Below are 14123 nucleotides of genomic sequence, written 5' to 3'. Positions count from 1 at the left end.
CATGCAAGATTGCCGTCATGAGCACATCGAGCTACATCCTGCAGACCTCCGTTCCGATGATCTGGCTGCTGCTGGCAGTCGTCGGAGCCCTCATCAAGACCCGCAACACCACCTCCTCCGAGGCCAGGCTCGAGACCTGGCAGCGCTGGTGGGCCGGCGCCGCCCTCGGTGGGGGCAGCGCGTGGATGGTCGTCTCGTTCTTCACCATCCCCGGCGTCATGTCCGAGGCGATCGGCTTCGCGCAGACGCCGTTCGAGTTCGAGATCGGCTGCGCCAATCTCTGTCTGGCAGTCCTCGCCTTCCGGGCCGCGTCGTCGAAGGCCTCGGCCCGTGAGCGCCTTACCGTCGGTCTTGGAGCCGGCATGTTCCTCTGGGGCGCGGACCTCGGTCACCTGTACCAGTTCTTCTTCAAGGGCGACCACGCACCGGGCAACACCGGCGGCGTCCTGCTCTACGACCTGCTGATCCCGGCCGTGATGATCGCCCTCGCGATCCGCGCCCAGCGCGCTGAGCGCGTCGTACTTCTGGCCGGGTCCGAAGTAGCCGCGCGTGCGCGATGAACATACGTTCTTCACAAGCGGTCAGTACTATTCCCAGGTGGGCAGAGCTGAGCTCGTGGGACGCCGGACGGAGAGCACCGAACTCGATCGCCTGATCGAGGCTGCCCGTGGTGGCCGCAGTGGAGTTCTCGTTCTGCACGGCGAGCCGGGCGTCGGGAAGTCGGCGTTGCTCGAGGCAATGGAAGCTCGGACCACCGATTGCCTGTTCACCCGGACGGCCGGTGTCGAGGCCGAGATGGAGCTCGCGTACGCCGGGCTGTATCCCCTCTGCCAGCCGTTCCTGGACGATATCGATCGGCTGCCGGCTCCGCTGGCCGAGGCTCTCGGTACGGCGTTCGGGCTGGTCAGCGGGCCGACGCCGAACGCGTTTCTGGTCGGCCTCGCGGTTCTGAACCTGTTCGCCACTGCGGCAGCTGACAAGCCGTTGATCTGCATCGTCGATGATGCGCAATGGCTCGACAAGATGTCCGAACTCATCCTCGCGTTCGTGGCCCGACGACTCAACGCCGAGTCGATCGTGATGATCATTGCCGTTCGCAACGGTGTCGAGCACGGCTTCACCGGGCTGCGTGAGCTGGAGATCACCGGGCTGGATCGCGCCGACGCCCAGACCCTGCTGGAGACTTCCCTCCCCGGCCTGATCGATCCGCGGGTCAAGGACCGGATCGTCGCCGAGGCCCAAGGCAACCCGCTCGCGCTGATCGAACTCCCCCACACCGGAGCCGGGCGCGCCTCTGGGCAGACCGCGCTGATCGAGGAGAGCTTCGAACAGCGACTTGATGTCCTGCCCGCCGATGCCCGGCAGCTCCTGACGCTGGCCGCCGCCGAACCGCTCGGCGATCCGACCCTGCTCTGGCGAGCCGCCGAGCGGTTGGAGCTCGGGGCGGAGGCCGCCACGACCGCGCTCGAGTCCGGGCTGATCACCTTCGGTACGCACATCCGATTCCGGCATCCGCTGGTCCGATCGACGGCGTACCGGACCGCGGCCGCGTCGGACCGGCAGGCTGCCCATCAGGCGCTGGCCGAGGTGACCGACCCGGATCGCGACCCGGACCGCCGCGCCTGGCACCGCGCACAGGCGGCGCCGCGACCCGACGAGGATGTCGCGGCCGATCTCGAACGCTCCGCGGCAGGCGTCCGGGAGCGCGGCGGGCATTTCGCTGCCGGCGCGTTCCTCGAGCGCGCGGTTGAGCTGACTCTCGATCCCGAGCGCCGGGCGGAACGGATGCTGGCCGCGGCGACCGCGCGGTCTGCCGGCGGTGCACTCGACACCGCGCTCGGCCTGCTCGACAGCCTGCAGAACAGTCCTCCGGACGAGCTGCGGTCAGCGCTGGCGCAGCGCCTGCGGGGCCAGATCCAGTTCGACCAGGGCAACAATCGAGGTGCGGCCGCCACGCTGCTCGACGCGGCCCGCCAGCTCGAACCGTTGAAGCCTGACCTCGCCCAGAGCACGCACCTCGCCGCGCTGACCGCCGCGATCTGGGCCGCCGGCCCGGACAGCGCCGGAATCGTCGCGGAGGTGGCGGCCGCCGTACCGGCACCGAACGGTGCGGCAGAGTCGTTGCTGCAGGCCCTTGCTGCGCGGTTCACGCGCGGCTACGTTGCGGCAGCGCCGGATCTGACCAAGGCGATCGCGGCCGAACTGCGGGACCACTCCGACGAAGCGACCGGCCATCTGGCCAACGGGATCGTCGCCGTTGATCTGTGGGACCTGGAGGCTGCGCGCCGACTCGTCGCCCGCCAGGAGCGGCTCGCCCGGCAGACGGGTGCGCTGCTGCGACTGCAGTTCGCGCTCGACTTCAGCGCCGCGCTGCACTGCATCGGCGGACAGCTCGCCGCGGCAGGGCGGCTGGTCGACGAGCAACGCCGGCTCTCGGCCGCAACCGGCAAACCATCGGTCGAGTACGGCGGGCGGCTGCTGAAGGCGTTCCGTGGTGAAGCGGCCGGGCCGGTTGGCCGGGACCAAGGCCGGGCGGGCGTGCTCACGGCGTACGCCGAAGTTGTCTTAAACAACGGGTTGGGCCGGTACGAGCCGGCCCGGGACGCTGCGCAGTGGCTGTTCGAGCAGGACGTGATCGGGTACGGCGCTCTGGTTGCGGGTGAGCTCGCCGAAGCCGCATCCCGGACCGGCGACAGCAAGTTGGTCGAGTCCACGCTGACCTGGGTGAGCACGCGAGCGACCGCCGTACCGACTAATTGGAGTCGTGGAATCGAGGCGCGCGTGCGGGCGCTCCTGAACGGCGACGAGGGCGAGTACCGGCAGTCGATCGCGTGTTTGGACCGCACGAGTCTGCAGGGTGAGGCCGCGCGGAGTCGTCTCCTGTACGGCGAGTGGCTGCGGCGGGCGGGGCGTCGCGCAGACGCGCGGGGCGAGCTTCGGACGGCGTACGACGCCTTGTCGGCTCTTGGTCTTGGAGCGTTCGCCGAGCGGGCGCGGCATGAGCTGCTCGCGACCGGGGAGACGGTCCGGAAGCGGTCAGTCGAGACGGTGAACGAGCTCACCACGCAGGAGGCGCAGATCGCCGGGCTGGCGCGGGACGGGCTGACCAATCCGGAGATCGCCGCGCAGCTGTTCCTCAGTCCGCGGACGGTCGAGTGGCACCTGCGCAAGACCTTCGCGAAGCTCGGGATCACCTCCCGGCGGCAGCTGCGGGACACGCTCCCCCGCTGACTAGGGACTGTGCCAGTAGGCACACTGGGGCGACCCGCGCCCGGTCTGGCGATGGTGGACAGGCAAGTTCAGTGCCAGTCCGCACCGCAGAAGGAGCCCTCCTCATGACCGACCGCCGTCAGTTCCTCGGCCTCGCCGCCGCAGGTGCGGCCGCCGTCCAGTTCGGCGTACCGAACCTGGCGCAGGCCGCAACTACTTCGGGCACTAGCCCAACCGGTGCCGGCCGCATCCGTCCGTACAAGATCAAGGTGCCGCAGACAGCGATCACCGATCTGCGCCGGCGAATCAAGAGCACCCGCTGGCCCGACCAGGAGACCGTCGCCGACCGCACGCAGGGCGCGCAGCTGGCCAAGATCAAGCCGCTCGTCGAGTACTGGGGTTCGCACTACGACTGGCGCAAGGTCGAGAACAAGCTCAACGCGCTGCCGCAGTTCATCACCTCGATCGACGGCCTGGACATCCAGTTCGCGCATATCCGGTCCAAGCATGCGAACGCGTTGCCGATGCTGATGACGCACGGCTGGCCAGGCTCGATCATCGAGCTGCTGAAGATCATCGACCCGCTGACCAACCCGACCGCGCACGGCGGCAAGGCCGAGGACGCGTTCCACCTGGTGCTGCCGACCCTGCCGGGGTACGGGTTCTCCGGGAAGCCCACGAAGGTCGGCTGGAACCCGGGCCAGATGGCGACGGCGTTCGACAAGCTGATGAAACGGCTCGGCTATGCGGAATACGTTTCGCAGGGTGGCGACTGGGGCGCGATCATCTCCGAGATCCTCGCGACCCAGGAGCCCCAGGGACTGCTCGGCATCCACATCAACATGCCTGGCACCGTTCCGGACGACGTACTGCGACACCTGCGCAACTTCGACACGGCCCCGGCTACGCTCTCGCCCCGCGAGAAGGTCGCCTACGACCGGCTCCTGCACTTCTACCGCGACGGCTTCGGCTACGCCGCGATGATGAACCAGAGCCCGCAGACGATCGGGTACGCGCTGGCCGACTCACCGGTCGCGATGGCGGCCTACTACTACGACAAGATCGCCGAGTGGACCGACAGCGGCGGCGTCCCGGAGAAGGTCCTCACCTACGACGAGATCCTGGACGCGATCTCGCTCTATTGGCTGACAAACACCGGTACGTCGTCCTCGCGTTCGTACTGGGAAGGCGCACAAGCCGGTGGCGGCCCGTTCAACGCCGTACCGATCCCGCGGGTTCCGGTCGCCGTCACCGTCTTCCCCGCCGAGATCTACCGCGCGCCGCGCAGCTGGGGCGAGAAGACCTTCGGCAACCTGATCCACTGGAACGAGGTCGACCGCGGCGGCCACTTCGCCGCCTGGGAGCAGCCCAAGCTGCTCACCCAAGAACTCCGCACCGCCTTCAAGGTATTGCGGTAGTGGGCATCTGGGTCGGGGCGGACCCGATGCCCACCGGCTGCTGGTCAGTGCGTCACCACCACTTGTCCTCGCGGGCCTCGGCGGTGCCGTTCGTCGTGTCCAGCGCGTCGAGAGCCGCCACCGCCGCGTCGTCGAGCTCGAAGTCGAAGACCTCGAAGTTCTGCACGATGCGCTCGCGGTGGGTCGACTTCGGAATCACCGACAGCCCCTTCTGCACGCCCCAGCGGATCAGGACCTGGGCCGGGGTGCGGCCGAGCTCCTCGGCGATCCGGCCGACGACCGGGTCGGTCAGGTGCTCACCGGTGCCGAGCGGGCTGTAGGCCTGGGTGACCAGGCCGACCTCCTTGCTGGCGTCGAGCAGGGCGCGACGGTAAGCGAACGGGCTGAAATAGACCTGGTTGACGGCGGCCGGGATCTGGCTCACCTTCGCCAGCTCGGCGAGCTCGGCGGCGCTGAAGTTCGAGACGCCGATGCCCTTCGACAGGCCCGCCGCACTGACCTTCTCCATCCCAGGCCACGCCCAGGTCGGCCCACCCTGCGGCCAGTGGATCAGGTACAGGTCCAGGTAGTCGGTGCCGAGCCGCTCGAGGCTCTTCTCCGCCTCGACGAACGGGTCGTCCTTGGCCGGCAGGAACTTCGTCGTCAGGAAGATCTCCTCGCGCGGAATCCCGCTCTCCCGGATCGCCTTCCCGACACTCGCCTCGTTCCCGTACCCCTGCGCGGTGTCGATCAGCCGGTACCCGGCCTCGAGCGCCGCGGAGACCGCCCCCTCGGTCTGAGCACCGTCCTCCACCTGCCACACACCCAGTCCCACCGCGGGGATCTCAGTACCGTTCAAAAGCTTCAGCTGCGTATTCGAGTTCATGTTCACACCCTACGCAACCCCTGAGCGGCACTGGATCTTCCAGACCTGCGGCTGGAGGCCCACTCCACCCTCCCCGCCCCGTGTCGCCGACTGAACGCACTGTGCTGCTGGACATCGATTTCTAGCGGCAATCTCCCTCCACTCGACGTCGGACCGCTGTTCTGCACGCCGACTGAACCCACCGTGCTCGCCCGGCGGGCAGAGGGATGCGGCGGGAGGGCATGGGGTGGCGGGGGTGGACCGCGACGCCGGTGACGGTCCCGCGGTCTTCGGCGGCGTCGAGATCGTCGCACCGGATCAGCGCGACGAGCTCATCGCCTTGCTCGACTCCGGGCCGACACCGGACGCGCTTGTCGAGTTCAGCACCCGGCGCCTCGCGCCCGCCGTACCAAAGGTTTAGTCAGCGGGGTTCGAGCTTCCAGATCTGGGGCTGGAGGTTGTTGCAGTTCCAGATCTGGAGGTCGGCGCCCGCGGTGGTCGAGCCGCCGGCTACGTCGAGGCAGAGACCGGAGTTCTGGCCGACCACCTGATAGGCGTTGCGGCCGACGTTCACGAACTTCCAGCGCTGCCAGCCGCCGTCCTGACAGGCGTACTGCTGGATCTTCGCGCCGGGTTCGAACGAGTTCTTGGTGACCTCGACGCAGAGCTGGCTGTTCTGGCCCTTCAGCCGGTAGTACCCGCTCCCTTCCGCGGTGAACTGGAAGTTCTGCGGACCGAGGCCGTTGCAGTACCACTGCTCGATCCGGCCGCCGTACTCACGGGAGTCGCCGGCGACATCCATACAGTGGCTGCTCTGCGCACTGATCAGCCGGTACGTCGTTCCTCCCGCCACCCCGGCGTCCGTACCGTTCCCGATGGCGGAGCCGGTGGCGAAGAACGTCTGGCAGTCACCGTTGCTGAAGTCGCTCGCGAGCTCCAGAACGCGGGTGCCGTCGGCGGATCCGACCAGCGGTGAGCTGTAGTTCGGGCAGTAATGGTTGTACGGGTTCGGGACCTGCACCGGTGCGTCGAGCTCGTACCAGAAGCCGTTGGAGCTCTCGGTGTTGGCGAAGATCGTCCGGCCGTTGTCCGCGGCAACCGAACCGTTGCTGTTGAGCAGCATCTGGCCGATCAGCAGCAGCTTGCCGCCGACGACCGCGACCGTCGGTGCGTGTGCGAAGTACTTGCCGTCGACGGTCTGCGGCCTGCTGCCGAGATCGCTCGGCGATCCCCAGTTCCAGCCGTCGCTCGACGTGCGCTTGTGGACGACGCAGTCGTACTGCCCGCCGAGTCCGCAGATCTCGTAAACCATGATGTAGAAGCTGGGATTCAGCTGCCGCACCACCGGCATGCCCGGGCGGTGACCGCCGGTCGTGCTCTGCACGGTCGGTCCCCGATCGGTCCAGTTCACCCCGTCGCTGCTGCGGACCTCCATCAGTTTCTGACTGTGTACGCCGTCGGTCTCGTCCGCGTAGTGACAGACCAGCCGGCCGTCCGCCGCGACTGAGAACTCGGGCTCCCAGAGACCCTTGTCGTTCGGCGCGGTCGCGCAGTTCGACAGGTAGCTCCAGGTCCGGCCGACGTCGGTGCTCCGCCAGATCCGGATCGCCATCGGGCGGTCGTTGGAACCCACCGACGCTGCCCACAACAAGGTGCCGGCCGGCATCGAACCGATCTGTCGCGGCAGCTCGAACAGCGTCGCGCAGCACAGTCCCTGGTTGTTGGCGGCCTCCGGATCGGCGACGGCACCGACCTCCGCGAAGCTCGCGCCGTCGTTCGTGCTCTCGTGGATCACTCCGACGCCGTTGGCCGACCCGCGGAACGAGACCACACTGGCGAGAATCCGCCCGTTGGCTGAACCGCTGTTCTGTAGGCGAATGGCTCTCGGATAGAGACTCGCGCCAGCCGGCTGCAACAACGTGCCGGTAGCGGCCGGAGCCACAGCGGGCTGGGCTGCGGCCAGGGATCTGGCCGGCGACCAGCACTAGGGCAGTGGTCAGCAACAGCACGATGCGTTTCATCGGAGACCTCTCCAAGACGTCGGGGCGGGGACGACGGCGCGATCGACCAGCTTCGATTACAACGATGTATTGAGCACCTTGACACCGATCTGTCACGCACACAATCCCGACGGCGGTCCGCAGACATGCTTAACTGCGTTAATTAACTGACGCGACTTCTCGGAGGTGCTGGATGGCTGGCCTTTCCCGGCGGGATCTACTCAGACGAACCGGCGGCCTGGCCGCATTCGCGGCCCTGACCGCGGCCTGTGGCGGGAACACCGGACGACCGTCGGGCGGCGGTGGCAGCGGCGGGTCGAAGGTCAACCTGGCGCAGTGGTATCACCAGTACGGCGAGAACGGTACGAAGGAAGCGGCGCTCAAGTACGCGAAGGCCTACACGGACGCGAACGTCGCCGTGGAATGGACCCCTGGTGACTACGCCAGCAAGCTCGCCTCCGGGCTGCTGTCGAGCAACGGTCCGGACATCTTCGAGAGCCAGCTCAACATCGGCATGGTGAAGAGCAACCAGGTGGTGGCCCTGGACGACATCCTCGGCGACGCCAAGGCCGACTTCAATCCGAACGACCTGCAGACCAACTCGGTCGACGGCAAGGTCTACGGGATCAAGATGATCGACGACCCGCAGGTCTTCTACTACCGCAAGAGCCTCTTCGACAAGGCAGGGATCAAGCCGCCGGAGACGGTCGACGACCTGATCGCGGCGGCGAAGGCCCTCACCACCGACAAGGTGAAGGGCATCTTCGTCGGCAACGACGGCGGCATCATCATCGGCGGTCCGGCGCTCTGGTCCTCCGGTGGCGCGTACCTGACCGCGGACAACAAGCCCGGGTTCACCGGCGACCGCGCAGCGCAGGCGTTCGCCAAGCTGCACGAGCTTTACGACAGCAAATCCTTGCTGCTGGGTGCACCGGCGGACTGGGCCGACCCGAGCGCCTTCGTCCAAGGACTGACCGCGATCCAGTGGTGTGGCCTGTGGGCGATGCCGACGATTCAGAAGGCACTCGGCGACGACTTCGGCGTCTTCGCCTACCCGAAGCTCGACGCCCAGGGCCGGCCCTCCTTGCCGTCAGGTGGCTGGACGCAGTTCGTGTCCGCGAAGAGCGCCAATATCGAGGCAGCCAAAGCGTTCGTGAAGTGGTTGTGGGTGGACAACCTGGAGTTCCAGGAGGACTGGAACCTCAACTACGGCTTCCACATCCCGCCGCGCAAGTCGCTGGCCGCGAAGGCGACCAAGCTGCAGCAGGGTGCGGCCGCCGAGGTGGTCAAGCTCAACCAGGACCACGGCATCGTCGACCTGCCGGCCTGGACACCGAAGATGATCACCGCCTTCAACGACCTCACCACCAACGTGATCCGCAAGGGCGCGGATCCGGCGGCCGAGATCACCAAGGCCGAGAAGACAGTGACCACCGAACTGTCGCGACTGTTCGGCTAGACCTTCACTGGGAACAGCACGCGCCACAACGGCAGGTAGGCGGGCTGATCCGGCTGGCCGGTCAGGTAGCCGATCACGCCCGCCTGCTCGGCCGCGGTGATCTCAGCCGGGGTCTCACCCTCATAGAAGGAACGGCAGGGCGCGGCATTCGCCTTGCCCCGCTCGAACAGCGCCAGGGCCGGCTTGGACTCGGCCTTCGTCCGGGGAGTCAGGATCCGGTCACCGAAAAGCGTCCACGGGAACCGATCCGATTCAGCCCACTGACCGTCGACGTACGCCTTGGTCGCCGCCGCACGCTCGGCGTCGGTGGCGCCCCACTCCGGCGGGACGTTCGTGATCAGCCCGATCGGTACGCCGATGCTGCGGAGCTGGCGCAGGTGCCGGAGCGCGCCAGGCATCCAGGTCATCGTGCCGGCGACCGTGGTGTCGACCAGGGTGTTGCCGAGGTCGAACCAGACGACCGAGCACCGCGCGGGGTGCTGCGCTGTCGCTGCGGGTTCCGGTACGGCGGGTGCTGCCTCTGCCGTGGTGGGCAGGGCGAACAGAAGACTGGTCGCGGCGGCTGCCACGACCAGTTTGGCGATGTCCTTCACTGGGCCTCCGAGCGCCCGTCCGCCCTCCTGGAATCTGTTGAAGGGGGCGGTGGCGCGGTCGATTCTCGGTGGATGAGCCGGTTGACGGTCCGGGTGGACGGCTCCGGGGCGGGTTTACCGTGGATCTCGGCGAGCAGGCGATGGATCGCGTCGCGGCCCTGGGACTCGCGATCGACGGCCACCGTCGACAGCGACGGGGTCGCGAATCTGCCGTACTCGTCGTCGTCCCATCCGAACACACTAAGGTCGCCGGGCACGCTCCAGCCGCGTGCCCGCGCGCCGCGGATCACTCCGAGCGCGGCCAGATCACAGGCGGCGACCACCGCCGTGACCCCACAGTCGTCCGGAAGCGCGGCGATCGCGTCGACACCGGACTGGCCGGACCAGTCCCCGTCGTACACGCCGACCGACTCCAGCCCGAGCCGCTCGATGGTCTCCAGGTAAACGCGTTTACGGTTGCGTCCCGAGGCGAAGCTCTGGTCGCCTGCCACATGCAGGAAGCGGCGATGGCCCAATGACCTCAGGTACTCGATGATCTCCGCGATCTCGGCGGCACCGGCCAGCTGGCCGAGCACGTGCAGCTTCTCGTCGTAGCTCTCGCTCTGGACGATCGGTATCCCCAGAGATTTCGTCTTCAGATCGATCGATGAAATCGCAAGAATTCCGTCGACCTGACCCGATCGCGCCAGATCTTCAATGCGGGCCGAACGCGCTTTGGGACCACCTTCGACACTGACGATCTCGAGCTGGTATCCGGCCTGATGGGCGGTCTCGGAAGCGGCAGTGAGTTGCCGGCCGGGGAAATGCGGACCGGTCGCCAAGACGATCGCCAGCCGGTTCGACCGGCGCGTTCGCATGGAACGCGCGACCAGATTCGGGCGATAGTCGAGCGCCTTCACCGCATATTCGACCTTGATCCTGGTCTGCGGTTTCAGGCTGTTCTTGTCCTGCAGGTAGCGGGACACGGTCGTATGGGAGACGCCGGCCAGCCGTGCCACCTCGTGGATCGTCGACGGCCGCTGCTCCCCCGGTTCACTCACGGTCAGCAGGCTAGCCCATCGGGTGAACTCTTGACACCCTCTACGGGCTGCGGTTAGCTACCGCATCAGGAAGTGGATCGATCACTTTTTAATGCCCGCCCTGGTGAACTCCTCCCCTGTAAAGGAGGAAAGTGTCTCTCTTCACGCGATTACGCCGCGACTATCCGATCCTGCTGCTGGCGATTCCCGGCCTGCTGATCATCTTCGCCTTCCATTACTTCCCGCTCTGGGGCAATGTCATTGCCTTCCAGGATTACCAGCCCTATCTGGGCGTGGGTAAGAGTCTGTGGTCCTACCTGGACAATTTCCGCATCATCGTCGACGGCGATCCGCAGTTCCTGAACGCGGTCAAGAACACGCTGGTGCTGACCGCGATCCAGACCGTCATCGTGTTCCCGGCGCCGATCGTGGTGGCGCTGGTCCTGCACAGCCTGCTGTCGAACCGGATCCGCCAGTTCGTGCAGACCGTCATCTACCTGCCGCACTTCATGTCCTGGGTGATCGTGGTCGCGGTCTTCCAGCAGATGCTCGGCGGCACCGGAATGATCAACAACTGGCTGCGCTCGCACGGGTACGACCCGATCCATGTGATCGGGAACGCCGACGCGTTCCGGGGGCTGCTCACCTCACAGGTGATGTGGAAGGACACCGGCTGGGCGACGATCCTGTTCCTCGCCGTGCTCTCGCAGATCGACCGCGCCCTCTACGAGGCGTCCGCGGTCGACGGTGCCGGACGCTGGAAACAGACCTGGCACGTCACGCTGCCCGGGCTGAAACCGATCATCATCTTGTTGCTGATTCTCAAGCTCGGCGACTCACTGACGGTCGGGTTCGAACAGATCATCCTGCAGCAACCCGCGGTCGGAGCTGATGCGAGCGAAGTGCTCGACACGTATGTGTACAACAACGGCATCCTCGGCGGCGACTGGGGAACGTCGGCCGCGGTCGGTCTGGTGAAGAGCGTGGTCGCGCTGATCCTGGTGCTCGGCGCCAACAAGCTGGCCCATCGCCTCGGCGAGGAAGGGGTGTACCGCGGATGAGCCGACAACAAGCCATGGTCGGCGGGATGCCACCGCCGACCCGGCTCGAGAGCATCGTCAAGGCGATCTTCCTGACCGCGATCTGCCTGGTGGTGGTCGTGCCGTTCATCGGGGTCGTCTCCACCAGCCTGGCCTCCCCCGAGCAGGTGATCAAAGCCGGTGGCTTCGTGCTGCTGCCGACCCACGGGATCGACTGGTCGGCGTACCGATCGATCTTGTCCGGCGGGACGGTGACGCAGGCCCTTCTGGTGAGTGGCTTCATCACCGCTGTCGGTACGGCGATCGCTCTGTTCCTGACCTGCGCTCTCGGCTGGGCGCTGAGTCGCCGCGGCAGTGTCGGCAACAAGGCGCTACTCCTGCTCGTGCTGATCAGCCTGCTGTTCAATCCCGGACTGATCCCGAGCTACCTCGTGGTCCAGCAGTTCGGGCTGCTCGACAGTCTGTGGGCGGTCATCCTTCCGACGTCGGTGAGCGCGTTCAACGTGATCGTCGTCCGCGCGTACTTCGTCGGCCTGCCGTCCGAGATCCTCGACTCGGCCCGGATCGACGGCGCTTCGGAGTGGAAGCTCTTCTGGCACATCGGTCTACCGCTGTCCAAGGCTGTCGTCGCGGTGGTCGGCCTGTTCTACGGCGTCAGCTACTGGAACAGCTTCTTCGGCGCGTTGCTCTACCTGAACGACAGCAGCAAATGGCCGCTGCAGCTGGTACTGCGAACCTACGTGGTCAACGGCGTCGAGATCGGCGCCCAGGACCTGGGCGCGGCCGGTGAGGCGCTGCCGCCGCAGACGTCCATCCAGATGGCGATCCTGATGATCTCGATCGTCCCGATCCTGTGTGTGTATCCGTTCATCCAGCGGCACTTCGCCAAGGGTGTGCTGACCGGAGCGGTGAAGGGCTGACGATGAGTCTTGACGATGCACGACTGACCCGCCGCACCCTGCTCGGCGGCGCCGCCGCACTCGGACTCGTCGCGTGCTCCAACGAGGGCCGTGGCGGACTCCCCGGCGGTGGCGGCAACGCGGCCGGCGTCCGGCCGGCGTACATGCGCTACACCGGGGTGAAGCCGGACCTGCCGGGCGCGGAGTACAAGATCCCGGATGCCTTCGTTCGCTACCCGGCCAACCCGGCGCAGGCGATCCGGAAACCACCGGGTGACGGCCGGCCGATCGACGTCCTCACCTATACGAACACGCCGATCCCGCCGAAGGTCGAACAGAACAGCTTCTGGCAGGAGTTCAACAAGCGCGTCGGATCGCCGGTCACGGTGAACCTGACGCCGTCGGTGGACTACAACCAGAAGTTCGCCACTGTGGTGGCGGGCGACCGGCTGAGCGACATCTTCCTGGTCGGCGTCGTTCCCCAGGTGCCACAGTTGCTGGAGGCAAAGGCCGTCGACCTGACGCCGCATCTGTCCGGTGACAACGTGAAGAAGTACCCGTACCTGGCCAATCTCCCCGAGACCGCGTGGAACCCGTGCATCTTCGGCGGCCGGATCTACGGCGTACCGATTCCCAGAGGCGCGATCAGCTCGCAGACCATGTACAGCCGGGCGGACATCCTCGAGAAACAAGGTGTCGACGGCAACGTCAAGAGCGTCGACGAGTTCGTCGAGCTGTGCAAGGCGGTCACCGACAAGCGGCAGAACCGGTTCGCACTGGCGGCAGCGCCCACACAGTGGATCCGGAACATGTACGACGTACCGAACAACTGGAGTGAGAACGGCAAGACCCTGGTCAGCAACCTCGAGCACCCCGCGCAGGAGGACGCCTTCGAGGTACTGCGGAAGCTGTGGAGCTCGGGGTACATCCATCCGGATGCGTTCTCGGGGCAGAACCAGGACATGAAGGTGCGGTTCGGCAACGGATCGAGCCCGCTGGTCCAGGACACCTACAGCGCCTGGCCGAGCTATCTGCAGACCGCGGTCGATCCGAACGCTCAGATCGCGATCATCCCGCCGCCGAAGTACGACGGTTCCGGCCCGGGCCGGCTCTGGCTGGGTTCGCCCGCGATCGGGTTCGCCGCGATCAGCAAGAAGGCGGCCGGCCGGGTCGAGACGATGCTTGCCTACCTCAACTTCCTCGCGGCGCCGTTCGGCACCCAGGAGTACCTGTTCCGCAAGTACGGACTGCCGGGGCTGCACCACAAGGTTGTCGACGGCAACCCGGTGCTCACCGAGAAGGGCTTCAGCGAGGTCCAGCTCGGGCTGATGTACACCGCGGACGGCCCGTGGACGATCTTCCTGCCGGAGAAGGCCGGCAATGCGGAGGCCGAGTTCAACGCCATGAAGCAGACCTGCCCGCCCGCGTACGCCGACCCGGTCGCCGGGATGTACTCCGAGACGAACGTCCGCAAGGGTCCGCAGCTGACCTCCGACATCACGCAGCTCACCAACGACATCATCCAGGGCCGCAAACCGGTCTCCGCCTGGGCCGGTGCGGTCAAGAAGTGGAAGAGCGGCGGCGGTGACAAGATCGCCGAAGAGTTCGCGCAGGCTCTCGAATCATCACGCTGATCATTAC

Annotated in this window: 12 protein-coding genes; 8 read left to right on the top strand and 4 right to left on the bottom strand. The window is 66.7% G+C overall.

Translation table 11 applies throughout. The features are described from left to right. Positions 1-17: 17 nt before the first annotated feature. The 3 genes from ACFVWG_RS37055 to ACFVWG_RS37045 all read left to right on the top strand — a co-directional run bounded on the left by ACFVWG_RS37055 (position 18) and on the right by ACFVWG_RS37045 (position 4628). The gene (locus tag ACFVWG_RS37055) at positions 18-560 is read left to right on the top strand and encodes a DUF6790 family protein (RefSeq protein WP_391548165.1); all 543 of its coding nucleotides are present in this window, start codon (positions 18-20) and stop codon (positions 558-560) included. Between the two features lie 37 nt (positions 561-597). Continuing rightward, on the top strand, positions 598-3231 hold the full coding sequence (locus ACFVWG_RS37050) for an ATP-binding protein (RefSeq protein ID WP_391548164.1): 2634 nt from the start codon (positions 598-600) through the stop codon (positions 3229-3231). Positions 3232-3335: 104 nt separating this feature from the next. Next, positions 3336-4628 (top strand): epoxide hydrolase family protein, encoded by a 1293-nt coding sequence (locus tag ACFVWG_RS37045; protein WP_391548163.1) that lies wholly within the window; start codon positions 3336-3338, stop codon positions 4626-4628. A 52-nt stretch (positions 4629-4680) separates the two neighbouring features. Here ACFVWG_RS37045 and ACFVWG_RS37040 read toward each other — a convergent pair whose 3' ends face one another. Then, positions 4681-5493 carry an aldo/keto reductase gene (locus ACFVWG_RS37040; RefSeq protein WP_391548162.1) on the bottom strand — a complete coding sequence of 271 codons (813 nt, stop codon included), beginning with the start codon at positions 5491-5493 and terminating at the stop codon, positions 4681-4683. Positions 5494-5728: 235 nt separating this feature from the next. Here ACFVWG_RS37040 and ACFVWG_RS37035 point away from each other — a divergent pair, with 235 nt between their 5' ends. Further along, positions 5729-5893 (top strand): hypothetical protein, encoded by a 165-nt coding sequence (locus ACFVWG_RS37035; RefSeq protein ID WP_391548161.1) that lies wholly within the window; start codon positions 5729-5731, stop codon positions 5891-5893. Here ACFVWG_RS37035 and ACFVWG_RS37030 read toward each other — a convergent pair whose 3' ends face one another. Next, positions 5894-7303, bottom strand: coding sequence for an RICIN domain-containing protein (locus ACFVWG_RS37030; protein WP_391548160.1), 1410 nt, complete (start codon positions 7301-7303; stop codon positions 5894-5896). A gap of 362 nt (positions 7304-7665) precedes the next feature. Between ACFVWG_RS37030 and ACFVWG_RS37025 the strand changes: the two genes are divergently transcribed. After that, entirely contained in the window at positions 7666-8931 is a 1266-nt protein-coding gene (locus ACFVWG_RS37025) for an ABC transporter substrate-binding protein (protein WP_391548159.1), read from the top strand. On the opposite strand, the gene ACFVWG_RS37020 is transcribed toward ACFVWG_RS37025, so the two are convergent. Both ACFVWG_RS37020 and ACFVWG_RS37015 read right to left on the bottom strand, forming a co-directional pair. After that, positions 8928-9524, bottom strand: a complete 597-nt coding sequence (locus ACFVWG_RS37020) for an HAD family hydrolase (protein WP_391548158.1) — start codon at positions 9522-9524, stop codon at positions 8928-8930. The genes ACFVWG_RS37025 and ACFVWG_RS37020 overlap by 4 nt on opposite strands. Next, the gene (locus ACFVWG_RS37015) at positions 9521-10564 is read right to left on the bottom strand and encodes a LacI family DNA-binding transcriptional regulator (protein ID WP_391548157.1); all 1044 of its coding nucleotides are present in this window, start codon (positions 10562-10564) and stop codon (positions 9521-9523) included. Before ACFVWG_RS37015 ends, ACFVWG_RS37020 begins: the two co-directional genes overlap by 4 nt. A gap of 131 nt (positions 10565-10695) precedes the next feature. Here ACFVWG_RS37015 and ACFVWG_RS37010 point away from each other — a divergent pair, with 131 nt between their 5' ends. The 3 genes from ACFVWG_RS37010 to ACFVWG_RS37000 are packed head-to-tail and all read left to right on the top strand — an operon-like array spanning position 10696 to position 14116. Beyond that, positions 10696-11604, top strand: coding sequence for an ABC transporter permease (locus ACFVWG_RS37010; protein ID WP_391548156.1), 909 nt, complete (start codon positions 10696-10698; stop codon positions 11602-11604). Further along, the gene (locus ACFVWG_RS37005) at positions 11601-12503 is read left to right on the top strand and encodes a carbohydrate ABC transporter permease (RefSeq protein ID WP_391548155.1); all 903 of its coding nucleotides are present in this window, start codon (positions 11601-11603) and stop codon (positions 12501-12503) included. The genes ACFVWG_RS37010 and ACFVWG_RS37005 overlap by 4 nt, the downstream gene beginning before the upstream one ends. 2 nt (positions 12504-12505) lie before the next feature. After that, the gene (locus ACFVWG_RS37000) at positions 12506-14116 is read left to right on the top strand and encodes an extracellular solute-binding protein (protein ID WP_391548154.1); all 1611 of its coding nucleotides are present in this window, start codon (positions 12506-12508) and stop codon (positions 14114-14116) included. Positions 14117-14123: the final 7 nt, after the last annotated feature.

The organism is Kribbella sp. NPDC058245 (assembly GCF_042882005.1).
Lineage (GTDB): Bacteria > Actinomycetota > Actinomycetes > Propionibacteriales > Kribbellaceae > Kribbella.
This window is presented reverse-complemented; position numbering and strand designations above follow the sequence as displayed.